Annotated in this window: 20 protein-coding genes and 2 pseudogenes; 5 read left to right on the plus strand and 17 right to left on the minus strand. The window is 64.5% G+C overall.

The genetic code is table 11. The features are described from left to right. Nucleotides 1-42: 42 nt before the first annotated feature. Nucleotides 43-1,338 (plus strand): amidase, encoded by a 1,296-nt coding sequence (locus FJ946_RS11015; RefSeq protein ID WP_140558341.1) that lies wholly within the window; start codon nucleotides 43-45, stop codon nucleotides 1,336-1,338. Between the two features lie 18 nt (nucleotides 1,339-1,356). Here the strand turns inward: FJ946_RS11015 and FJ946_RS11020 are convergent, their stop codons facing one another. The 5 genes from FJ946_RS11020 to FJ946_RS11040 are packed head-to-tail and all read right to left on the minus strand — an operon-like array spanning nucleotide 1,357 to nucleotide 5,606. Continuing rightward, nucleotides 1,357-1,746, minus strand: coding sequence for a hypothetical protein (locus FJ946_RS11020; RefSeq protein ID WP_140500387.1), 390 nt, complete (start codon nucleotides 1,744-1,746; stop codon nucleotides 1,357-1,359). Between the two features lie 41 nt (nucleotides 1,747-1,787). Further along, nucleotides 1,788-2,768 carry a hydroxyacid dehydrogenase gene (locus FJ946_RS11025; protein WP_140566004.1) on the minus strand — a complete coding sequence of 327 codons (981 nt, stop codon included), beginning with the start codon at nucleotides 2,766-2,768 and terminating at the stop codon, nucleotides 1,788-1,790. Nucleotides 2,769-2,773: 5 nt separating this feature from the next. Next, on the minus strand, nucleotides 2,774-3,490 hold the full coding sequence (locus tag FJ946_RS11030; RefSeq protein WP_140513801.1) for a FadR/GntR family transcriptional regulator: 717 nt from the start codon (nucleotides 3,488-3,490) through the stop codon (nucleotides 2,774-2,776). A gap of 2 nt (nucleotides 3,491-3,492) precedes the next feature. Then, nucleotides 3,493-4,662: a mandelate racemase/muconate lactonizing enzyme family protein gene (locus FJ946_RS11035; protein ID WP_140500381.1), complete on the minus strand. Its 1,170-nt coding sequence runs from the start codon at nucleotides 4,660-4,662 to the stop codon at nucleotides 3,493-3,495. Between the two features lie 56 nt (nucleotides 4,663-4,718). Continuing rightward, on the minus strand, nucleotides 4,719-5,606 hold the full coding sequence (locus FJ946_RS11040; protein ID WP_140566006.1) for a sugar phosphate isomerase/epimerase: 888 nt from the start codon (nucleotides 5,604-5,606) through the stop codon (nucleotides 4,719-4,721). A gap of 399 nt (nucleotides 5,607-6,005) precedes the next feature. On the opposite strand from FJ946_RS11040, the gene FJ946_RS11045 reads away from it, so the two are divergent. From FJ946_RS11045 to FJ946_RS11055, 3 genes are read left to right on the plus strand one after another with little or no spacing between them, the layout of a single operon-like run. Then, nucleotides 6,006-7,061: a sugar phosphate isomerase/epimerase gene (locus FJ946_RS11045; protein WP_140513799.1), complete on the plus strand. Its 1,056-nt coding sequence runs from the start codon at nucleotides 6,006-6,008 to the stop codon at nucleotides 7,059-7,061. Between the two features lie 55 nt (nucleotides 7,062-7,116). Further along, entirely contained in the window at nucleotides 7,117-8,304 is a 1,188-nt protein-coding gene (locus FJ946_RS11050; RefSeq protein WP_140500376.1) for a Gfo/Idh/MocA family oxidoreductase, read from the plus strand. A 41-nt stretch (nucleotides 8,305-8,345) separates the two neighbouring features. Beyond that, nucleotides 8,346-9,197 (plus strand): sugar phosphate isomerase/epimerase, encoded by an 852-nt coding sequence (locus tag FJ946_RS11055; RefSeq protein WP_140566009.1) that lies wholly within the window; start codon nucleotides 8,346-8,348, stop codon nucleotides 9,195-9,197. A 220-nt stretch (nucleotides 9,198-9,417) separates the two neighbouring features. Here the strand turns inward: FJ946_RS11055 and phnE (FJ946_RS11060) are convergent, their stop codons facing one another. The 11 genes and pseudogenes from phnE (FJ946_RS11060) to phnG all read right to left on the minus strand — a co-directional run bounded on the left by phnE (FJ946_RS11060) (nucleotide 9,418) and on the right by phnG (nucleotide 19,205). Then, nucleotides 9,418-10,776: a phosphonate ABC transporter, permease protein PhnE gene (gene phnE, locus FJ946_RS11060; protein ID WP_140513797.1), complete on the minus strand. Its 1,359-nt coding sequence runs from the start codon at nucleotides 10,774-10,776 to the stop codon at nucleotides 9,418-9,420. Between the two features lie 2 nt (nucleotides 10,777-10,778). After that, nucleotides 10,779-11,734, minus strand: a pseudogene (gene phnE, locus FJ946_RS11065) (phosphonate ABC transporter, permease protein PhnE). A gap of 58 nt (nucleotides 11,735-11,792) precedes the next feature. Then, on the minus strand, nucleotides 11,793-12,701 hold the full coding sequence (phnD, locus tag FJ946_RS11070; protein WP_140566014.1) for a phosphonate ABC transporter substrate-binding protein: 909 nt from the start codon (nucleotides 12,699-12,701) through the stop codon (nucleotides 11,793-11,795). 91 nt (nucleotides 12,702-12,792) lie between these two features. Then, the gene (gene phnC / locus FJ946_RS11075) at nucleotides 12,793-13,641 is read right to left on the minus strand and encodes a phosphonate ABC transporter ATP-binding protein (RefSeq protein ID WP_140500368.1); all 849 of its coding nucleotides are present in this window, start codon (nucleotides 13,639-13,641) and stop codon (nucleotides 12,793-12,795) included. Between the two features lie 249 nt (nucleotides 13,642-13,890). Next, nucleotides 13,891-14,508, minus strand: coding sequence for a DapH/DapD/GlmU-related protein (locus tag FJ946_RS11080; protein ID WP_140500366.1), 618 nt, complete (start codon nucleotides 14,506-14,508; stop codon nucleotides 13,891-13,893). Continuing rightward, entirely contained in the window at nucleotides 14,505-15,212 is a 708-nt protein-coding gene (phnL, locus tag FJ946_RS11085) for a phosphonate C-P lyase system protein PhnL (RefSeq protein ID WP_140566017.1), read from the minus strand. Before phnL ends, FJ946_RS11080 begins: the two co-directional genes overlap by 4 nt. Before the next feature lie 65 nt (nucleotides 15,213-15,277). After that, nucleotides 15,278-16,054, minus strand: a complete 777-nt coding sequence (gene phnK / locus FJ946_RS11090) for a phosphonate C-P lyase system protein PhnK (RefSeq protein ID WP_056577906.1) — start codon at nucleotides 16,052-16,054, stop codon at nucleotides 15,278-15,280. A 128-nt stretch (nucleotides 16,055-16,182) separates the two neighbouring features. Further along, a pseudogene (locus FJ946_RS11095) lies at nucleotides 16,183-17,022 on the minus strand (alpha-D-ribose 1-methylphosphonate 5-phosphate C-P-lyase PhnJ); the annotation flags it as partial. Next, a complete protein-coding gene (locus FJ946_RS11100; protein WP_140566019.1) occupies nucleotides 17,019-18,131 on the minus strand; it encodes a carbon-phosphorus lyase complex subunit PhnI in 1,113 nt (370 codons plus the stop codon). The pseudogene FJ946_RS11095 and the gene FJ946_RS11100, both read right to left, overlap by 4 nt. A gap of 1 nt (nucleotide 18,132) precedes the next feature. Continuing rightward, entirely contained in the window at nucleotides 18,133-18,744 is a 612-nt protein-coding gene (phnH, locus tag FJ946_RS11105; protein WP_140522568.1) for a phosphonate C-P lyase system protein PhnH, read from the minus strand. Next, nucleotides 18,744-19,205, minus strand: coding sequence for a phosphonate C-P lyase system protein PhnG (phnG, locus tag FJ946_RS11110; RefSeq protein ID WP_140566022.1), 462 nt, complete (start codon nucleotides 19,203-19,205; stop codon nucleotides 18,744-18,746). Before phnG ends, phnH begins: the two co-directional genes overlap by 1 nt. Nucleotides 19,206-19,321: 116 nt before the next feature. Here phnG and phnF point away from each other — a divergent pair, with 116 nt between their 5' ends. Further along, the gene (gene phnF / locus FJ946_RS11115) at nucleotides 19,322-20,071 is read left to right on the plus strand and encodes a phosphonate metabolism transcriptional regulator PhnF (protein WP_140513789.1); all 750 of its coding nucleotides are present in this window, start codon (nucleotides 19,322-19,324) and stop codon (nucleotides 20,069-20,071) included. Between the two features lie 123 nt (nucleotides 20,072-20,194). Here the strand turns inward: phnF and FJ946_RS11120 are convergent, their stop codons facing one another. Beyond that, the gene (locus FJ946_RS11120; RefSeq protein WP_140566039.1) at nucleotides 20,195-21,214 is read right to left on the minus strand and encodes a zinc-binding alcohol dehydrogenase family protein; all 1,020 of its coding nucleotides are present in this window, start codon (nucleotides 21,212-21,214) and stop codon (nucleotides 20,195-20,197) included. Between the last annotated feature and the right edge of the window lie 24 nt (nucleotides 21,215-21,238).

Below are 21,238 nucleotides of genomic sequence, written 5' to 3' on the forward strand. Positions count from 1 at the left end.
TAAGCTTAAGACGTCCCAGAGGTCCGGAGTCCGACACCGAAGATGCAATCCGTCCGCGATCACCTGGAAACTATCCTTGCGCGTCTCGCCGCCCGTGCCGGTGAAGAACGTGTGTTCACGAAACTCTATACCGAAGCCGCGCGAGCCGCAGCCGATGCCGCCGACGCGCGGCGGAGGGCCGGCGTGAGGCTCGGACCGCTCGACGGAACGATCATTTCGATCAAGGACCTGTTCGATGTCTGCGGCGAGGCGACCACGGCCGGATCACTGCTGCTCAAGGATGCTGCGCCGGCAATTGGCGACGCCATGATTGTGCGCCGGCTGCGGCAAGCCGGCGCGGTGATCATCGGCAAGACCAACATGACCGAGTTCGCCTTTACCGCCATCGGCGACAACCAGCACTATGGCACGCCTGGCAACGCGACCGATGCCGACCGCATTCCCGGCGGGTCTTCCTCGGGCGCCGGCGTTTCCGTCGGCGAGGGGACGAGCGAAATCTCCATTGGTTCCGACACCGGCGGGTCGATCCGTATTCCGGCGGCACTCAACGGCGTCGTCGGCTTCAAGCCGACGGCGCGGCGGGTGCCGCTCACAGGCGCCTTTCCGCTGTCGGCCACGCTGGACTCGGTCGGCCCGCTCGCCCGCACCGTGGCGCAATGCGCCGCGGCCGATGCGGTGATGGCGGGCGAGGACTTGGCGCTGCCTGCGCCACTCGCCCTTGCGGGGCTGCGCATCGGTCTCCCGCGCGGCGTGCTTTTCGGAGAGACTGAAGGCGCGGTGGCAGCAGCGTTCGAGCGCTGCCTCGGCAAGATCGAGCAGGCCGGCGCACGGGTCGCGGACCTGTCGATCGACGACCTGATCGCCGACCTTCGCGCGGTCACAAAACGCGGTTCGATCGCCGCGATGGAAGGGGCCGAAGTGCATGCAGACTGGCTGGCGGCGGGCTCTCCGGTGCCGGTTGACCCGCATGTGAGCGGACCCTTGTCGCGGGCGGCAATGCTGCCGACCCCGGTTTACATCAGGGCACTGCGTCGCCGTGCCGTGCTGGCCGCCGCCATGGATGAGCGGCTGACGTCGGTCGATGTGCTGGCCCTGCCAACCACGCCGGTGACAGCGCCGACCATCGTCTCCCTGGCGCAAGATGCCGGTCTGCGCGATCGCACGGAGGGCCTGCTGCTGCGCAACACGCAGGTGGCCAACCAGTTCGATCTCTGCGCGATCTCGCTGCCGATACCAGGCATGGCGCTGCCGGCCGGCTTGATGCTGGTGGCGCGCCACGGCCACGACCGCCGTCTGCTGAGCATCGCCGCTGAAGTGGAGAGATTGCTGGGCGGCTGATCGGGACTGAACCGAATGTCAGTGTGAAGAGCAGTGCTTGCGTTCGCTGTCCTTGGCGGCGCGCTCGACGGCCGTCGCGATCAGCCACGGCAGGCTGTATTGCTTGCCGGTGATGGTCTGGGTGCGTCGCTCGATCGATCCCCTGACGACAATCTTGCCGGCAGAGAGCGCATCCGACGCCTCGACCATCGCCTTGTCCTTCGTCGGCAATCCGCCGGTGTCGATCGACACGCCTTTGATGATCTTGCCGGTGGCGAGGTCGAGCACGCTGTTCGATGGGCAGGGAGCCTTGAAGCAGCGCAGCCCGTTGTCGCAATAGACATAGCTGCTTTCGGCCGCGGCGAGCGAGGGCAGCAGGCCCGCTGAAGTGGTGGCAAGGCACAGGAATGCGAGGCGGAGAACGGACATGGCTCCAGCGTCGCGAAGAATTGGGGCGAAACGGCGATGGTCTAGCTGTCGGCGGGAAACCGTCGCCGATAATGCCCGACCACTTCCGGGTTGCGCAGATTGACCGGCAATTTGCCTGCCAGGACCAGCAGGGCCTCGCCGGCCGCGCCAACGCCCATGCGCATCATCGATTCCTCGGTGATGCCGGCCATGTGCGGGGTGATGACGACATTGTCGAAGCTGAAATAGGGATGATCCGATGGCAGCGGCTGCGTCGAGAACACGTCGAGCGCGGCACCGCCGATGCGGCGCTCCCGCAAGGCCTCGATCAGCGCGTCGTCATCGACGACGGGCCCGCGCGACACGTTGATCAGCAGCGCGTTGGGTTTCATGCGCGATATGCGTTCGCGGCTGATCAAGCCGCGCGTTTCCGGCGTCAGCGGACAGCACAGGACGATGATGTCGCTCTGCTCGACCAGCGCGTCGATCGACAGGAAGCCGACCTTGTCCGGCGCCGGCTGCATGCTGCGGGTCGTTGCGACCACTTTCAGGTCGAACCCATGCGCGGCGATATGGCCAACGGCCTGTCCGACGGCGCCGAGACCGACGATGCCGATCGTCTTGCCGGCGAGCTCGATGTTGGAATTCGCGTGCTCGCGACCGGCAAGCCAGCCCTTGGCGCGCAGGTCGCGGTCGACGACACGAAACTGCCGAAGCAGGGCGAGGGCTGCAAACATCACATGCTCGGCCACCGAGCGTGCGTTGACCGCCGGCACGTTGGCGACCAGCACACCTGCCGCGGTCGCTGCTTCCATCGGGATCATGTCGAGCCCGGCGCCATGGCGGATCGCTGCCCGCAACCTGGTGGCACCCTCGAACAACAGTGGCGGCAGGGGCGCGCGCACAATGACGATGTCGGCATTCCTCGCCTCGGCGGCCAGCGTGCCCGGATCGATGGCCGAGGCGACGACAAGCTCACCCGCCCCCGCCAGCATGGCCGCGGCGCGCGGATGCAGTCTGTGCGTCGACAGGATGCGCGTCATCCCCGTCAGGCCTGTTCGAGCGTCGGGTTTTGCGGCGCCGCCCCGAGGCCTTCGATCAGCCCCTTCCAGTAGCTTTCCGCGCCCTGCAGGTGGGCGCTCATCAGCGCCTGGGCGAGATTGCCGTCGCGCCGCAGCAGCGCCTCGTATATCTGGATGTGTTCGGCATGCGAGCGCACGCTGCGCTCCGGATCGTTGAAGTAGATCGGCAGGCGCTGCTCGCCCATCAAATAGTAAACGCTGCAGATGTTGTGGAAGACGCCATTCTTGGTGGCGCGCACGATCTCGAGATGGAATTCGCGGTCCTCCTTGGCGAGGCCTTCGCCTGCCGCGATGCGTTCTTCCGAGGCCTTCAGGATCTCGCGCAGCCGTTCGAAATTCTCCTCGGTGGCACGCGAGCATGCAAGTTCGGCCGCCTTGATCTCATGGATCTTGCGCAATTCGACCGTCTCGTAGATCTGCAAGGGATCGAGCGGCAGGCCGGCGCGCGCGAACAGCGCCAGCGCCTCGACGCTGGCCTGCTTGGTGTCGATATAGATGCCGGACTTGGCCCTGCGCTCGACGATGCGCATGGCCTCGAGAATGGCCAGCGCCTCGCGGATCTGGCCGCGGCTGACGCCGAAATGCTCCGCCAGTTCGCGTTCCGACGGGGTTCGGCCCGTCTCCTTGTCGGAATGGGAGAACAGATAGGCGGCAAGCTCCGCGAGAAGGTTGTTTTCTTTCATCGTCAATTGCGTTGCGCGTGCGCCTCCAGGAATCGCTCCGAAATGGTGAATCCCAATCCGGGTTTTTCGGGGATCGCTATCATACCGTCCCTGGCTTCGACAGTCTCTTCGACAAGGTCGTGGATCATCGGATTGGCACCGAGCGAATATTCGACGGTGAAGCTCGACGGCGAGGCGGCGCAGACATGCAGCCCGGCGAAGAAGCAGGGCGCGCCGGCCCATAGATGCGGCGCAAAGCGCAGGTTGAAGGCGCTGGCGATGGTTCCGATCTTCATGGCCTCGCTGATGCCGCCGCAGAAGGCGGGATCGGGCTGGAAGATGTCGGCGGCCTTGAGCACGGCGAGGTCGCGGAAGGCATAGCGGGTCGCATCGCTTTCGCCGGTGGCGATCGGTATGGCGCCGGAAGCACGGACTTCGGCAAGGCCGGACTTGTCGTCGGCGATCACCGGCTCCTCGAACCAGGCAAGGTCGAGATCGCCGGCGAGATGGATGAAACGCTTGGCCTCCGCCACCGTATAGGTGCCATGGGCGTCGACCATCAACTCGACGTCGGGGCCGAGCGCCTCACGGGCGGCGCGAACGCGAGCGGCCGACACATGCGCGGCGCCATCCATGGCGCCGATGCGCATCTTCAGCGCCTTGAAGCCGCCCCTGGCGACATAGGATTTGAGCTGGTCGCCGATCGCGTCGGCGGACGCCCAGCCACCCGAGGCGTAGGCCGGCATGCGATCGAGCTTGCGCCCACCGATCAGCCGCCAGACCGGCTGCCCGAGCGATTTGCCCAGTATGTCCCAGAGCGCGATGTCGACGGCGCTGATGGCGGCCACGCTCATGCCGCGCCGCGCCAGCTGCGGCATGGCATGGCCGGCGCGCGCCGCGCTGTCGTGGCGCACGCCGTTGTAGAGCATTTCCCAGATGATGCCGATATCGGCCGGATCGCGGCCGACGAGCTGCGGCCCGACCTCGCGGTTCAGCATATGGACGAGCGCACCATAGCTGCCGGCGCTGCCGGCGGCGTTCTTGCCTTCGCCCCAGCCGACCAGCCCGTCATCGGTTTCGATGCGCAGGATGGCGGCGTCGAAGGTCGTCACCTGACCGAAATCGCTGCGGTGCTGCTTGGCCGCCTCGATCGGTATGCGAATCCACCAGGCCTGGACGCTTTTGATGCGCATGGTCTTCCCCGGCCCTGCCGCCGGATGGCGGGAGGGCTCATTCCCAATCGGATCGGCTACTTGATCAGCGGCAGCAACGTTTCGGCAGTGATCCGCATCTGGTCGGTGTAGAACTTTTCCGTCAGCACGCTGGAGCCGTGATCCTGGATGAATTTGAGCTGCTCGGGCGAGATGTCGACCGGGTGGCGTTCGACCATGTCGGGGTAGGGCGCGGCCGGGGTGCGGTCGACAGGCGCGACGAACTCGTTGGTCAGCGCCCCGTCATAGCCGACCTCCCGCAAGGTCGCCACGATCTTCGGCCAGTCGATCTGGCCAAGGCCTGCGGCGAAGCGGTTATTATCGGCGACATGGAAGTCGAACAGGCGCTTTCCGACCTTACGGATCGCGTCGTAAACGTTAAATTCCTCCATATGGAGGTGGTAGGCGTCCAGGCAGACGCCACATTCCGGGCTGACAGCGTCGGCCAATGCCAACGCCTGGGCGCCGCGATTGAACAGGTAGGTCTCGAAACGGTTGAGCGGCTCGACCGCGATCTTGACGCCGACCTTCTTGGCGTGGGTGAAGCACTCCCTGGTGGCATCGACCACCCACTTCCATTCCTCTTCCTCGGTGCCGTCCGGCACGACCTTGCCGACGGTCGCCGGAACCAGCGTGATGATCTCGCCGTCGAGTTCGCTGACCATGGTCAACACGTCCTTGACGTATTGCACGGAGCGCTCGCGCTGGCCCTGGTCCCGGGCGGCAAGGTTGCGTTCGCCCAACATCAAGGTCACGGCGCCCCAGCAGCGTATGCCGTGCTCCATCAGGAGCGCGCGCGTCTCCTTGGTCTTGTACTGGTCGGGCTCGCCGGAAATCTCGATCGACTCATAGCCGAATTTCTTGATGCGCTTGAGCGTCGTCTCCAACGGTTCCGCGCGCATCCAGTTGTGCGTCGAAAGATGCATGGTCTGTCCTTCCCGGATCGTCCCTAATGGTTCGCCTGCAACATGCCGTCACCGGATGTGACGGACGGTTCCTCCCCAAGGCGTTCCAGCATTTCTTCGCAAACTGGTTCGACCAATTGGGCCCAAGACGAGGTCTACAGCAATTTCCCACGCGCGGCAAGAACTGTGCGATGGCAACTTGATGTCTGGATTACTCCATTGATTATATTGGACTATGCTGCCCTCCCGTGGCACAGTGGAAGGCTCTGAATGTGAGTGGCAAGGCTTGACCAAATCGCCACTTTTGGTAATACCAGAATGACAATGCATGCAAGTGACCGTTGAGAACAGACCAAAGTGGCTGGCCCTGTCTTCAATCGGCGCTATGCTCGGGCGCGACAACAATGAGGGAGGATGCCGATGCCTACGACGATGAAGGGCCCTGGACTGTTCCTGGCGCAGTTCGCGGGCGATGCAGCGCCGTTCAATTCGCTTGCATCGATCACAAAATGGGCGGCCGGCCTCGGCTATAAGGGCGTGCAGATCCCGACCTGGGACGCGCGCTTGTTCGACCTCCAAAAGGCTGCGTCTTCCAAGGCCTATTGCGACGAGGTGAAGGGCATCTGTGCCGACGCCGGCGTTGAGATCACCGAACTATCGACGCATCTGCAGGGGCAATTGGTGGCGGTGCATCCGGCCTATGACGCGCAGTTCGACGGCTTTGCGCCGGCTTCGGTGCACAACAACCCCAAAGCGCGGCAACAATGGGCGGTCGAACAGATGCAGTTCGGGGCCAAGGCGTCGCGCAATCTCGGGCTCGACGTCTCGGTGAGCTTCAGCGGCGCGCTGGCTTTCCCCTACCTCTATCCCTGGCCACAGCGGCCGGCCGGATTGATCGAAGAGGCGTTCGCAGAACTGGGCAAGCGCTGGAAGCCGATCCTCGATGTCTATGAGGACAATGGCGTCGACGTCGGCTACGAAATCCATCCCGGCGAGGATGTGTTCGACGGGGCGACGTTCGAGATGTTCCTCGACGCGGTCGGCGGCCACAAGCGCTGCAACATCAATTACGATCCGTCGCACTTCCTGTTGCAGCAGCTCGACTATCTCGAATTCATCGACATCTACCACGAGCGCATCAAGGCCTTCCACGTCAAGGACGCCGAGTTCAATCCGACCGGGCGGCAAGGCGTTTATTCCGGCTACCAGAGCTGGACGAACCGCGCCGGCCGCTTCCGCTCGCTCGGCGACGGACAAGTGGATTTCGGCGGCATCTTCTCCAAGCTGACGCAGTACAATTATGATTCTTGGGCGGTGCTGGAGTGGGAGTGCTGCCTGAAGCATCCGGAAGATGGCGCGGCCGAAGGCGCGCCCTTCATCCAGCACCACATTATCCGGGTGACGGAGAAGGCGTTCGACGATTTCGCCGGCGGTGCCACGGATAAGAAGGTGCTGCGCGCCATGATGGGAATCTAGCGCGGGTTTTCCCTCTCCCTCGAGGGGGAGGTATCTCAGACACGAGGGAGACGACATGGTCGGTGCATCGAAGTCGGAAACGGGAGGCGGCCCGATCCGCTATGGCATGGTCGGTGGCGGGCAAGGCGCTTTCATCGGCGCGGTGCACCGGATCGCGGCGCGCATGGACAATGAGTTCGTGCTGGTCGCCGGCGCGCTGTCGTCCGATCCGGCGCGCGCCAAGGCCTCTGCCGCCGAGCTCGGGCTCGACCCTTCGCGCAGCTACGCGTCCTATGCCGAGATGGCCAAGGCCGAGGCAAAGCGCCCGGATGGCATCGAGGCGGTGGCCATCGTCACTCCGAACAATGTGCATGTGCCGGCGGCCAGGGCGTTTCTTGAAGCCGGCATCCATGTCATCTGCGACAAGCCGCTGGCGACGACGCTGGCCGAGGCAAAGAAGCTCGCGGCGATCGTCGAGAAGACCGGCAAGGTGTTCGTGCTGACCCACAATTACACCGCCTATCCGATGATCCGCCAGGCGCGCGAGATGGTGGCCAAGGGCGTGCTCGGCGACATCCGCATCGTGCAGTCGGAATATCCGCAGGACTGGCTGACGGAGGACCTTGCCGCCACCGGTCAAAAACAGGCGGCGTGGCGTTCCGACCCCAAGCAGGCCGGTGCCGGCGGCGCGCTCGGCGACATCGGCACGCATGCCTACAATCTTGCCCGCTTTGTCTCCGGGCTGGAACTCGACACTCTGTCGGCCGATCTCGACGCCTTCGTGCCGGGACGGCAGCTCGACGACAATGTCAACGTCATGCTGCGCTTCAAGCCGGTCGGCAAGACGCATGCGGCAAAAGGCATGATCTGGGCAAGCCAGGTGGCGCCCGGCCATGAGAACGGGCTGAAGCTGCGCATCTATGGTTCGAAGGGCGGGCTGGAATGGGTGCAGGCCGATCCGAACTATCTCTGGTATACGCCGTTCGGCCAGCCCAAGCAGCTGATCACCCGCAACGGTGCCGGCGCGTTGCCGGTTGCGGGCCGTGTCAGCCGCGTTCCTTCCGGCCATCCCGAAGGCTATCTCGAAGGCTTCGCCAACATCTACCAAGAAGCAGCGCGCGCCATCCGCGCCGCGCGGCGCAAGGGCGGCAAGCCTGCCAAGGACGTCGTGTTCCCGACCATTCAGGACGGCGTCGAGGGCATGGCCTTCATCGAGGCCTGCGTGAAATCGTCGAAGAAGAATGGAGCGTGGACGAAACTTTAAATTTGATCTCGCGGGGGGATCATTTTGGGGGAGGGGCGTCGATGAAAATCGGCATGTGCATGTTCTTGTGGACGACGGCGGTGTCGAAGAAGCACGAGCCATTGCTTCGCGACATCAAGGCCACCGGCTTCGACGGCGTCGAGATACCGATCTTTGCCGGCATGCCGGACGACTACAGGAAATTGGGCGAGTTGCTCGATCGCATAGGGCTTGAACGGACCGCCGTTTCAGCGATGGGCGATCCGGCGACGAACCTGATCTCGGCCGATGCGGCAACGCGCAAGGCCGGTGTCGACTACATGAAATGGGCGATCGATTGCGCAGATGCCCTCGGCGCCAGAACGCTGAGCGGCCCCTTGCATTCGACGCTCGGCGCCTTTTCCGGGTCCGGCCCGACCGCGGCCGAGAAGAAACGCTCCGTCGCCTCGCAGCGCGCCATCGGCGATCATGCAGGCAAGAGGAACGTCACCATCGGGCTCGAGGCGCTCAACCGCTTCGAATGCTATCTCCTCAACACGATGGCCGACCTGTCGGAGCATATCGATGCCATCGACCGGCCGCACATCAAGGCGATGTACGACACCTTCCACGCCAATATCGAGGAGGCAGACCCGATCGGCGCCTATACGAAGCATCGCAGGAATGTCGTGCATATCCATATATCGGAGAACGATCGCGGCGTGCCGGGGCGCGGCAACATCCCCTGGAAGGAAACATTCTCGGCCATCCGCAAGAGCGGCTACGACGACTGGCTGACGATCGAGGCGTTTGGACGTTCGCTGAAGGATCTCGCGGCGGCGACCAAGGTGTGGCGCGATTTTTCCGAGAGCCCGGAAGCGGTTTATCGGGATGGATATAAGCATATCAAGAACGGGTGGAAGAAGGCCGCCTAGGTGCCTTGGTCGGGCGATAGTGACGCGAACAAGACCTGCGTCGGCGACCTTTGGCGGATAGAAAGAAGCCTCGGCCTAGGGCGACAGGCGTCAGCCAGGACGGCCTGGCGCCATTCCTCTCCCCCGTTGATCGGGGGAGAGGTGTCGAGCGCAGCTCGACGGAGTGGGGGTCGATCCTTGGCGCGGCACTATACGATGCCCGTGCTTATGCGTCACAAGGTTAGCCCTGCTCGGCCTGCAACCTGTTGTAGTCGTGAATCGTCCGGCTCAGCCTGCGGCGCAGGAAATTGGAAATGTTGTCGAAGATGAAGACCACGACCAGCGTCAGCAGCACCATGTAGAAGACGTTGGCCCAGTTCGAATTGGTGCGCATCGCTTCCCACAGTTTCAGACCGATGCCGCCGGCGCCGACGGCGCCGATAATGGTTGCGCCCCTGGTGTTGGATTCCCACTGATAGAGCGTCTGGCTGATGAACACCGGCACCACTTCCGGCAGTACGCCGTAGCGCTGCACCAGAAGACGGTTGGCGCCTGTCGACACAACACCTTCGCGCGGCTTGTCATCGATGTTCTCCAGCGCCTCGGAATAGGTTTTGCCGAGCGTGCCGATCTCGGTGAAGAAGATCGCGGCGCTGCCGGCCAGCGGACCCGGTCCGAAGGCGCGCGTGAAGAACAGTGCCCAGATCAGCATATCGATGGAGCGCATGAAGTCGAAGAAGCGCTTGAGCAGCTGGTTTACCAGCCGGTTGGGGGTGATGTTGCGGGCGGCGAAGAAGGCGAGCGGGAAGGCGACGATGCCGCCGAGCGCGGTGCCGAGAAAGGCCATGACGATGGTCTGCAACAGCTTTGTCCAGACATCGCCATGCTGCCACTGCGCATTGTTCCAGATGTTGTTGCCGGCGAGCGCCAGATTGGAGGTGCCCGCTTTCAGCTCGGGGCCCGACGTGATCAGTGACACCACCTCGCCGGCGGATTTTCCGAAGAAGGGCGAGCGTGTGTCGAAGACGAAGTTCGCCCAGCCGAGAAAGCGCTTGCGGATCCTGACGCGATCGGGGGCGACGCGGACCTCGCCGGCGAAGCCCATGTCGGCGACGACCTCATCCTCATGCACGGTGACCCAGTCGGGAACAGGTCCCGAGACCAGCGGCTTGCCGCTGTCCAGCGCCACCGCCACGCTCGTCCCAGCGGCGACGATCGTTGCTCGTGCCTTGTCGAAGGTGACCGACTTCGCCGTGCCGTCGATCAGGACCGTCACCGAACCGTCGGCGTTGGTCTTGACCCAATCCGGGTGGGGATTGGGGCCGAGTACAGAAAAGCGGGGGTATTTGGCCGTTATCTGCGGCTCGTCGAGGCGGAAGATCGGCTGCACGTCGTAACTGATCCACTGGGTCAGGAACAGCGGCAGCCGCTCCCAATGCGATTCCCGCAGCACTTGCGGCAGATTGAAGAACCACAGCGCGTAGAGCAGGTAGAGCAAGATGCCGCCAAGCAGCAGCAGCGGCCCGAAACGCTTGTGGAACGGCCGGCGGAACACTTGCGGGAAGCGTTCCTCGATCGACTGGATTTCGGCGGCGGTCATGATCAGGCGCTCATCACAAAGGCCTGTTCGCCGACCAGCTTGCGGCGCAGCCAGGCGGAGAACTGGTCGACGATGAAGATGGTCGTGAACAGGAGCAGCACCAAGGCTATCGTCTTGGCGCCGAAGCCGCGCGAGATCGACAGCTTCAGCTCCTCGCCGATGCCGCCGCCGCCGACCGCGCCCATGATGGTGGAGATGCGCACGTTGATCTCGATCCTGAGCAGCGTATAGGACATGAAATTGGGCAGCACCTGCGGCAGGCCGGCAAAGCGTACCCGTTCGAACCAGTTGGCGCCGACGGCCCGCAGGCCTTCCTCGGCGCGCATGTCGATGTTCTCGTTGATCTCATAGAACAGCTTGCCCAACGCGCGATCGAATGCAGACCGATGGCGATGATGGCGGCGATCGGACCTATCGAGACGATGGCCGCGAACAGGCCGGCGATGACGATCTCGGGAAAAGCCCGCAGCAGTTCCATGAAGCGCTTGACGACAAGCCGCAGCAGCGGATGCGGCGTCAGGTTGCGCGCCGCGATGAAGGAGAACGGCACGGCGAAGACGAAACCAATTGATGTCGAGACCAGCGCCACGTTAAGCGTGGTCAGCATCAGCTCGAAATATTCGGGGATGTAGAAGCCGCCCCAGACATAGGCGCGGCCGAGCGGAAAGTTGAATTCCTGCGTGCCGGTGTCATGCGGGGAGGCGATGTCGAACAGCGCCCGCCAGACATCGTTCCAGTCCTTGGGAACGAGCCAGCTCAGGAAATCCAGTATGTGCGGAAGCCGGTCGAAGAAGTGTCCGGCATTGGCATCGTCGGCGAACCACATGGTGCCGCCGAGTGCGACCAACAGCAGGCCGACGCCGATGGCGGTGTAGAGCCGGCGCAAGGAGGTCTGGCGACGCCAGGCGTCGGCCATCTGGTGCGTGGCGCCGGAAGGAGCTGTCAGGGAAAAGGTCATGGTCGGAGATGCAAGAAGGGCGGCGTTTTCTCGACGCCGCCCTTCCTGACTTCTGCCTTTAGCCGCCGATGGCTGCCTTACGGGCTTCGACGATGACGTTATAGAAATCCGCCTTCACCGGAACGTAGCCGGTAAAATCACCGCCTTCGACGCCTTCGAAGCAAGCCTTGTCCTTCTTGGGCAGGTCGGTGAAGAAGGCCGCCAGCTTGGCCGTCATCTCGTCGCCGAGCGCCGTGCGCACGACCAGCGGACCGTTCGGGATCAGGCCCGAGCGCCAGACCTCGACGAAGTCGTTGGGGTCGACGGCGCCCTTGGCGACTTCCTTGTGGAAGGTGCCGGAGGTGTAGCCGTCCTTGAAGTCGCCGATGCCGGAGGAATCGTCCACCGCCACGTCGACCTTGCCGTCACGCACGGCGAGCACATTGTTCTCATGGCCGCCATTGAACTGGGTCGAGGCGAAGAAGGTCTCGTTCGACGCGCCCGTGTCCTTCGGAATCTGCGTCAGCGGGATCAGGTAGCCGGAGGTCGAATCCGGATCGGCGTAACCGAGCTTCTTGCCCTTGGCCGACTTGATGTCGGTGATGCTGGAGGACTTCAGCGCCAGGCCGATCGAATAGTAGCCGGTCGCGCCGTCGGTCTGCTGGGTTGTGAGGATCGGGGTTACCGCCTTGGGATCCTTGAGGACAACGCTGGCATAGCCGGAAGCGCCGAGTTCGGCAAAGTCGAGCGTGCCGCCGAGCAGGCCCTGGATGACGCCGTCATAGTCGGCGGCCGGGAACAGCGAGACCTTCTCGAAGCCGAATTCAGCCTTCAGGTGATCGGCCAGGCACTGGTAGTTGCGCAGCCGGTCGGTTTCGTTCTCGCCGCCGAGGATGCCGACGCGGAATTCCTTCATATCGGCGGCATGCGCCGCGCCGGTGGCCATTGCAAGCACCGAAACGGCGCTGAAAACCATTTTCCTGAACATCTGATTTCTCTCCTGTAGGTTCCGGCCCCGCGCCGGCGGCGTTGGTGATTTTGACGGGTGCCCTGACGCGGGCTGGCGATCCAGGTCGCTCTCAGTAACCCGGGAATGCGGGTTCGAGCGGTCCGGCGGATGCGGCGATCTTTTGCTTGAAGGCAACGCTGGTCGAGGTGATGGCCTCGGATATCTCGCCGCCATTGCTGTCGGCGCCATAGACGAGACGGACGGCCTCGCGGTTAAGCTCCTCCGGCGGCCCGTCGAACACGACCTTGCCCGCGGCCATGCCGATGATGCGGTTGCAATAGGTGCGGGCGGTGTCCAGCGTGTGCAGGTTGGTGACCACGGTGATGCCCTCGCGCAAATTGATGTCCTGCAGCGAATCCATCACCACCTTGGCGTTGAGCGGGTCGAGCGAAGCGATCGGTTCGTCGGCCAGGATCACCCGGGGCTGCTGCATCATGGCGCGGGCAATGGCGACACGCTGCTGCTGGCCGCCCGACAAGGTGCCGGCGGGCTGCAGCGCGGTACGGGCGATGTCGAGCCGCTCGAGGGCCGCGACCGCCTGCGCACATTCGGTTCGCGAGAACATGCCGAAAAGGTTCGACAGGGTCGGACGATGGTTCAGCCGGCCGAGCAGCACATTGGTCAGCACGTCGAGGCGCGGCACAAGGTTGAATTGCTGGAAGATCATGGCGCAGTCGCGCTGCCAGCGCCTGAGCGGCGAACCGCGCAATTGCGAGACCTCGGCTCCGTCGAAGAAAATCGATCCATGGCTGGGATCGATGAGGCGGTTGATCATACGCAGAAGGGTCGACTTGCCGGCGCCGGAACGGCCGATGACGCCGACCATCTGACCCTGCGGGATCGAGATGCTGACATCGTTGACGGCGGTGTTCTTGCCAAATCGTCGGGTGACGCCGCGGATTTCGAGCGTGGCTGACATGGTGCGTTCCCGTCCAGTCGCGGTTGAAGGTCCTGTTGACCCTCGCTAGCGCAGCGCCATGAACCTGCGGTGTCGGATTGATGTCAGTTTTGTTACCACCCACAGCCGCGTCGCGCGCGATCAGGCCAGGACCAATCAGTTCCTCGAAATGCTCCACGTCCCTGAAACTGCGGAAGGCAGGCGGCTTGAGAAGACAGCCCCCTGCCCGAACTCTATGTAAGGTGAGCAGCCCTATTCCATTCACCACCGTCATCCACCGTATTTTTCCAGGAAAGCTTCGGCCTCGAGCTGACGGAAATCGTCGAGTGCGGCGCGCAGCCTCGCATGGTCCCAATCCCACCAGGCAAGCGCCTGGTAGCGCTCGGCGGTGCGGCGGTCGAAGCGCTCGCGGATCGGCTTTGCCGGCACGCCGGCGACGATGGTGTAGGGAGCGACATCCTTCGATACCACCGCTCCGGCGCCGACGGCGGCGCCATCGCCGACGGTGATGCCGGGCAGGACTGTCGAGCCATGGCCAAGCCATGTGTCGTGGCCGATTGTGACGCGCCTGGCGCGGCGCTCAGCGAAAAATTCGCTCTCGTGTTCGGCATCGTCCCAATAGTCCGATGCGCGGTAGGTGAAATGGTGCAGCGTCGGCCGCCAGGTCGGGTGGTTGGTGGCGTTGATGCGCACGCTTGCCGCGATGTTGGAGAATTTGCCGATCGTCGCACACCAGACGGCGCAGTCCTGCATCATGTAGGAATAGTCGCCGAGTTCGCTTTCCGAAACCCGACAGCGGTCGGCGATTTCGGTCCACCGGCCAAGCGTCGAATTCTCCACGTCCGCCGTCGGGTGGACCAGCGGCGTCTCCGACAATTTCCTGCTCATGCGGCGAGCTTTCCCGGGGCGAAGGCGGTGACGTCGATGATGCGGTCGGCCACCGCTTCGCGCACATCATGGTCGTGGAAGATGCCGAGCAGGGCGACGCCTGCCGCCTTCTTGGCGGCGATGAGTTCGATCACCACCTCGCGGTTCCTGGCATCGAGCGAAGCTGTCGGCTCGTCGAGCAGCAGGATCGGGTGCCCGGTGATGAAGCCGCGCGCGATGTTGACGCGCTGCTGCTCGCCGCCGGAGAAGGTCGCCGGCGGCAATGCCCAGAGTTTTTCCGGCAGATTAAGCTGCGCCAGCAGGGCGCGCGCCTTGCTTCTTGCTGCTTCGCGATCCTCGCCGCGCTCTACGAGCGGCTCAGCGACGACGTCGAGCGCCGATACGCGGGGCACGGTGCGCAGGAACTGGCTGACATAGCCGATGGTCTGGCGGCGCACGGCAAGCACGGTGCGCGGGCTGGCGCTGGCGAGATCGATGAGCCCGTCTTCGTGCGTGACGATGATCTGGCCTTCGTCGACGGCGTAATTGCCGTAGAGCATCTTCAGGATCGAGCTCTTGCCGGCCCCGGACGGGCCGCCGAGCACGGTGCATTCACCGGCGCGGATCGAGAAGGAGACACCGGCGACGACAGGCAGTTTGATGCCGTCGCGCAGATGCATGGTGAAGCTCTTGGCGAGATCGGAGACAACGAGAGGCGTCGGCATCAGAAGGTACTCCAATCGTTATTCGTTTGCGGGCAGGACAGAGGGGGGGTGACTTGGCGCCATCGTCAAACCTGCAGAATCGAGGAAACAAGCAATTGCGTGTACGGCGCGCGCGGGTCGTCGAGCACACGGTCGGTGAGGCCGCTTTCGACGACGCGGCCGTCTTTCATCACCATCATGCGCTGGGACAAAAGCCGCGCCACCGCGAGGTCGTGGGTGACGACGATGGCGGCGAGGCCGAGATCGGTGACGAGGCCGCGCAAGAGATCGAGCAGGCGCGCCTGCACCGAGACGTCGAGGCCGCCTGTCGGTTCATCCATGAACACCAGCCGCGGGCCGGTGACGAGGTTGCGGGCAATCTGCAGGCGCTGGCGCATGCCGCCGGAAAAGGCGCGCGGCTCGTCGTCGATGCGGTCTTCCTCGATCTCGACGCGCGACAGCCAGTCAACGGCGGTGGCGCGGATCTTGCCGTAGTGGCGGTCGCCCACCGCCATCAGCCGCTCGCCGACATTGGCGCCGGCCGACACCGTCATGCGCAAGCCGTCGGCCGGATTCTGGTGGACAAAGCCCCAGTCGGTGCGCATCAGGAAGCGGCGTTCGGCCTCGCTCATGCGGTAGAGTTCGCGGAACTGGCCGTCGCGCATGCGGTAGCTGGCGGTGCCGGATGAGGGCAGCAGCCGCGTTGACAGGCAGTTGAGCAATGTCGTCTTGCCGGAGCCGGATTCGCCCACGACAGCCAGGACTTCGCCCGGCCACAGATCGAAGGTGACGTTGTCGCAGCCGACGCGCGAGCCGTAGAATTTCGAGAGCGCCGAAACGCGTAGCAAGGGTTCGTCGGTCATTGTATCTCCTTACCCTCCCCCTTGTGGGGAGGGTCGGCGCGCAGCGCCGGGGTGGGGGCTGCCGATGGGTCGCTACCCCCACCCGCGCCTTCGGCGCGACCTCCCCACAAGGGGGAGGTAGGGGTGCTGCGCCGCTTCTCGCAGTGGTCGGTGTCGGAGCAGACGAACATGTGGCCGCCGTGATCATCGAGGATGACCTCGTCGAGATAGACGTTCTCGGCTCCGCATAGCGCGCAGGGCTGGTCGAAGGTCTGCACCTCGAACGGATGATCCTCGAAGTCGAGGCTGACCACATCAGTGAAGGGCGGCAGCGCATAGATGCGCTTCTCGCGGCCGGCGCCGAACAGCTGCAAAGCCGGCGAGCGGTGCATCTTGGGATTGTCGAATTTCGGCGTCGGCGACGGGTCCATCACATAGCGGCCCTCAACCTTCACCGGATAGGCGTAGGTGGTGGCGATGCGGCCGTGCTTGGCGATGTCCTCGTAGAGCTTCACATGCATGAGGCCGTATTCCTCCAGCGCATGCATCTTGCGCGTTTCGGTCTCGCGCGGCTCGAGGAAGCGCAGGGGCTCGGGGATCGGCACCTGATAGACCAGCACCTGGCCCGCGGCGAGCGGATGTTCGGGAATGCGATGGCGGGTCTGGATGATGCTGGCGCTGGCCGTGTCGGTCGTCACCGCGACATTGGCGACCTTCTTGAAGAAGGCGCGGATCGAGACCGCATTGGTGGTGTCGTCGGCGCCCTGGTCGATGACCTTCAGCACATCGTCGGGGCCGATGATCGAAGCGGTAACCTGGACGCCGCCGGTGCCCCAGCCATAGGGCATCGGCATTTCGCGCGAGGCGAACGGCACCTGATAGCCGGGAATGGCGATGCCCTTGAGGATCGCGCGGCGGATCATCCGCTTGGTCTGTTCGTCGAGATAAGCGAAGTTATAGGCGGCGATGTCGGTCGGTTGCGCGCTCATTCCGCGGCCTCTTTCTTCTCTTCAATCTTGCTGGGATTTTCGCGGGCGTCGTACTCGGCGCGCATGCGGCGCACGAGGTCGAGTTCGGCCTGGAAGTCGACATAATGCGGCAGCTTCAGATGTTCGACGAAGCCGGTCGCCTGGACGTTGTCGGAGTGCGAGATGACGAATTCCTCGTCCTGGGCGGCGGCGACAATGTCCTCGCCGAGTTCGCTTGCACGAAGAGCGCGGTCGCAGAGTGCCATGGCCATCGCCTTGCGCTCGCTCTGGCCGAAGACCAGGCCATAGCCGCGGGTGAATTGCGGTGGTGCCTTTGCCGAGCCCTTGAACTGATTGACCATCTGGCATTCGGTGACGCGCACCGTGCCGAGCGGCACGGCGAAAGGCAGTTCGGGCACGTCGAGCTCCAGCTCGACCTCGCCGATGCGGATCTCGCCGACGAAGGGATGGTTGCGGGCATAGCCGCGCTGCGTGGAATAGCCGAGCGCCAGCAGGAACCCCTCGTCGCCGCGCGACAGCGCCTGCAGGCGGATGTCGCGAGCCATCGGGAACTCCAGCGGCTCGCGGGTGATGTCGCCGGGGACATGGTCCTGAGGCATGTCTCCGTCCGGCTCGATCAGCCCATCGCGAGCGAGGATCGCCGAGACGCGCGGCATTGCCTGCGCTTCCGTCTCGCGCCGCAAGGGCCCGGCGACATCGGCGCCGGCGGCAAGCTCGGGATCGAGCAGCCGGTGCGTGTAGTCGAAGGTGGGCCCAAGCAACTGGCCGCCGGGCAGGTCCTTGTAGGTCGCCGAAACGCGGCGTTCGACCAGCATGGTGGCGGTGTCGATGGCATTTGTATAGCCAAAGCGCGGCAGCGTGGTGCGGTAGGCCCGCACCAGGAAGATCGCCTCGATCATGTCGCCGCGCGCCTGCACGATAGCGAGTGCGGCGAGTTCGCGATCGTAAAGCGAGCCTTCGCTCATCACCCGGTCGACGCCGAGCGCCAGCTGTTCGACGATCTGGTCGAGGCGCAGTGCCGGTACCGAGCGGTCACCGCGCCGACGGTCGGCGAGCAGGCTGTGGGCGTTGGCGATTGCAGCTTCGCCGCCTTTTACCGCGACATACATGCTAGGCCTCCGTCGTCTTGATGCGTGTCGTACGCGGCAGGCAGGCGAGGCTGTCATGTGCCGCCAGGATGATGTCGACGCCGCGCGGAAAGCGGTTGATGTTCTGCTTCCACTGCTCGATGAAATGACGCGGCATGAGGGCCGGCGCGATCGTCGCCGTCTTCTCGATGCCAGGACCTTCGAGCAGCAGCGGCGTGCCTGACGTGAGATCGCCGACCTGCAGGATCAATGTGGTCGAGCGGTCGGGATAGTCCTGCGTGCCTTGCGAGAAACCGTCGAGCGCCATCATCTCGGCCGGCGAGGCCACAAAGGCGAAATGCGCGTCGGCCGGGGTGTTGGCCAGCGGCGCGCCGCTGTGAAAGCCGAGCCAGGACATGACCGCTGCCGAGGCGTGCAGGGCCGGGTCCAGCCAGAGCGGCGTGTCGTTGTCGCACAATGCCAGCGCAACCGCGCCCGATATCGCCGAAAGCGGCGCCGGCGGGCGGGCCAGGGCCGGCAAGGGTTGCACGCTGCCCGGCCGCGCCATTGCGTCCATGACGGCGCGAAACACCGTCTGGGCGTTGAACACCGGATCGGCGAACCCGCCCTCGATCGATTGCGCTGCGATATCCATCAATCTTCTCCGCGAACCATGGTGAAGAAATCCACCTTCGTTGCCGCCGTTTCGGCGCGGCGCCTTTCTCGTGCCGTGGTCAAGGCAGCCCGCAGCGGCGCGAGAAGGCCCGTTTCGACCGCCTCTCGGTGGGCGGGGTCCTGCCACAGCGCGTCGGCGATGGCCGCCAGCTTCGCCTTCTGCTTGTCGCGGCCGAGCGCATAGCAATGGCCGACCTGTCCGGACGGCAGGCGCACTGTGGCGCGGGTCACGGTGGCCTCGCCGACATTGAACGGCGCGCCGCCGCCGCCGATGCGGCCGCGCATGGTAACCAGGCCGGTCTCGGGACCGCGCAGCAGTTCGACCTCGGCAGGCAGGCCGGATTCGTTCCAGAGGCGAACGATGTCGTCGCCGCTGGACTGCGCCAGGGTTGCCATGGCCGCCTTGCGTTCGGCCTGGTCGCGCGCTTCCTGTCCTCGCATGAGCAACATCCTTGCTTCTAATTTGTCTATTGATATAGACAACCATACGAATTATACCCATTACCTAACGCGAGTCCATGACGGGTGCGTGACAGGGGCCGGCCAGGGGCGAAACCGTGAACGGAAAACACGTGGCTGACGGTATCGAGCGGCGCAGCGGCGTCTCGTTGTGGCGCCAGATCGCCGACCGAATCCTGCAATCGATCGCTGCCGGCGATTTTGCCGAGAATGCCGCGCTGCCGCCGGAGGTGGCGCTGGCCGAGCGCTATGGCGTCAACCGTCACACGGTGCGCAGCGCCATCGCGGCGCTCGTGCAAGACGGGGTACTGCGGGCCGAGCAGGGGCGCGGCACTTTCGTGCTGTCGCGCAAGCGGCTGTCCTATCCGATCGGCGCGCGCACGCGATTTTCAACCGGCTTGCAGGGCCAGGCGTCGGAGCGGCATATCGTGCTGCTGGCCTCATCGGTCGAGCCCGCCAGCCGGCGCGTCGCCGAAGCCCTGGGCGTTGCCAGGGGATCGGATGTGATTCGCCTGGAGACGCGCGGCGAGGCCGATGGGAAGCCGGTGTCGCGCGCTTCCGGCTGGTTCGACGCCAGGCGCTTCGCCGGCATCGATGTGGCCATGGCCGAGACCGGGTCGATCACCGCATCGCTCAAGCGTTTCGGCATAGACGATTATCTCAGGCAATCGACGGTGCTGTCGGCGCGTCACGCCGATGCTTCCGACCTTGCCGACCTCGATCTGCAGCCGGGCGGCATCGTGCTGGTCACGGTGGCCGTCAACATGACGCCGGACGGCCGGCCGATCCAATTCGCCGAGGCGCGCTTCCCGGCGGAGCGGGTGGAGCTGAAACTGTCGGCGCTGTAGGCGTGTCGGCCTAACGCTGGAATCAGACCAGCCCGGTCGCGCGCACTTGTCAGCGGCTTGGCGTTTGGGGGGCGACCTGCGCGGGGGTGTGGTCAATTCGGGCCGGGTTCACGGCCTGCCATGTTATGCCCCTACCTCGATCACGGCCTTGATCAGCCCGGATTTCTCATGCGCCCAGCGGGCGAGGTCACGTGGCGTGTCGGCAAGCGTGGTGCGGTGGGTGACGAGCTTGGCCAGCGGCACCGCGCCATCGCGGATCGAAGCGGCGACGTGGTCAAAGTCGGCCCTCAAGGCATTGCGGCTGCCGACAAGCGTCATCTCGCGCTTGTGGAACTCGGGGTCGGAAAAGGCGATGTCGTCCTTTACGACGCTGACCAGCACCAATGTCCCGCCATGCGCGACATGAGCGAAGGCCGACTGCACCGAGGCGGTGTTCCCGGTGGCGTCGAAGACCACGTCGAAGCCTTCGCCTGATGTCGCTTCGCTGACCAGATCGGATGCCGCGCCGCGCGACCCGTCGAGGGTCTTGAAGCCGAGTTCATTGGCGGCGAAGCCGAGCCTTTCGCTGCTCATGTCGAGCAGCGTCACGTCGAGCCCGGCGATGCGGGCGAAGATGGCGGTGCCGAGCCCGATCGGTCCGGCGCCGATGACGAGCGTCCGTGCGCCGGGATCGGCACGCGAGCGCCGCACCGAATGGGCGCCGATGGCCAGGAATTCGACGGCCGCGGCATCGGCCAACGACAGGCCGTTGGCTGGATAGAGGTTTTGTTCCGGGATAAGGATCTGTTCGCACATGGCGCCGTCGCGATGCACGCCGAGCACTTCGATCCGGACACAGCAATTGGGTTTACCGTGCCGGCAGGCGATGCATTTGCCGCACGCCAGATAGGGATTGATGATGACCGGCTCGCCCGTGGCAAGACCAACGCCTTCGCCCGCCTCGACGATGGTCCCCGACACTTCATGGCCCATGATGCGGGGGTAGGCGAGGAAGGGATGCTTGCCCTCGAAGATGTGGTAGTCGGTGCCGCAGATGCCGACATGGCTGACCGCCACCAGCGCCCAGCCGGGAGGCGGCGAGCCAGCCGCGGGACGGTCTTCCACGACAAGGTCGCCGGGCGAACGGCAGACAACGGCTTTCATGCTTCAATCCAGTCGGTTCATGGA

The organism is Mesorhizobium sp. B2-4-7, assembly GCF_006442685.1.
Classification (GTDB): domain Bacteria; phylum Pseudomonadota; class Alphaproteobacteria; order Rhizobiales; family Rhizobiaceae; genus Mesorhizobium.

Bases quoted from the DNA above. Each gene is read 5' to 3' on its own strand.
- FJ946_RS11100 (WP_140566019.1), bottom strand. From the start codon at position 18,131: ATGTATGTCGCGGTAAAAGGCGGCGAAGCTGCAATCGCCAACGCCCAC.
- phnC (WP_140500368.1), bottom strand. From the start codon at position 13,641: ATGTCAGCCACGCTCGAAATCCGCGGCGTCACCCGACGATTTGGCAAG.
- phnL (WP_140566017.1), bottom strand. From the start codon at position 15,212: ATGCCGACGCCTCTCGTTGTCTCCGATCTCGCCAAGAGCTTCACCATG.
- FJ946_RS11015 (WP_140558341.1), top strand. From the start codon at position 43: ATGCAATCCGTCCGCGATCACCTGGAAACTATCCTTGCGCGTCTCGCC.
- FJ946_RS11035 (WP_140500381.1), bottom strand. From the start codon at position 4,662: ATGCGCATCAAAAGCGTCCAGGCCTGGTGGATTCGCATACCGATCGAG.
- FJ946_RS11040 (WP_140566006.1), bottom strand. From the start codon at position 5,606: ATGCATCTTTCGACGCACAACTGGATGCGCGCGGAACCGTTGGAGACG.
- phnK (WP_056577906.1), bottom strand. From the start codon at position 16,054: ATGACCGACGAACCCTTGCTACGCGTTTCGGCGCTCTCGAAATTCTAC.
- FJ946_RS11080 (WP_140500366.1), bottom strand. From the start codon at position 14,508: ATGAGCAGGAAATTGTCGGAGACGCCGCTGGTCCACCCGACGGCGGAC.
- phnE (WP_140513797.1), bottom strand. From the start codon at position 10,776: ATGACCGCCGCCGAAATCCAGTCGATCGAGGAACGCTTCCCGCAAGTG.
- FJ946_RS11020 (WP_140500387.1), bottom strand. From the start codon at position 1,746: ATGTCCGTTCTCCGCCTCGCATTCCTGTGCCTTGCCACCACTTCAGCG.
- FJ946_RS11055 (WP_140566009.1), top strand. From the start codon at position 8,346: ATGAAAATCGGCATGTGCATGTTCTTGTGGACGACGGCGGTGTCGAAG.
- phnG (WP_140566022.1), bottom strand. From the start codon at position 19,205: ATGCGAGGACAGGAAGCGCGCGACCAGGCCGAACGCAAGGCGGCCATG.
- FJ946_RS11045 (WP_140513799.1), top strand. From the start codon at position 6,006: ATGCCTACGACGATGAAGGGCCCTGGACTGTTCCTGGCGCAGTTCGCG.
- phnD (WP_140566014.1), bottom strand. From the start codon at position 12,701: ATGTTCAGGAAAATGGTTTTCAGCGCCGTTTCGGTGCTTGCAATGGCC.
- FJ946_RS11025 (WP_140566004.1), bottom strand. From the start codon at position 2,768: ATGACGCGCATCCTGTCGACGCACAGACTGCATCCGCGCGCCGCGGCC.
- FJ946_RS11050 (WP_140500376.1), top strand. From the start codon at position 7,117: ATGGTCGGTGCATCGAAGTCGGAAACGGGAGGCGGCCCGATCCGCTAT.
- FJ946_RS11120 (WP_140566039.1), bottom strand. From the start codon at position 21,214: ATGAAAGCCGTTGTCTGCCGTTCGCCCGGCGACCTTGTCGTGGAAGAC.
- phnH (WP_140522568.1), bottom strand. From the start codon at position 18,744: ATGGATATCGCAGCGCAATCGATCGAGGGCGGGTTCGCCGATCCGGTG.
- FJ946_RS11030 (WP_140513801.1), bottom strand. From the start codon at position 3,490: ATGAAAGAAAACAACCTTCTCGCGGAGCTTGCCGCCTATCTGTTCTCC.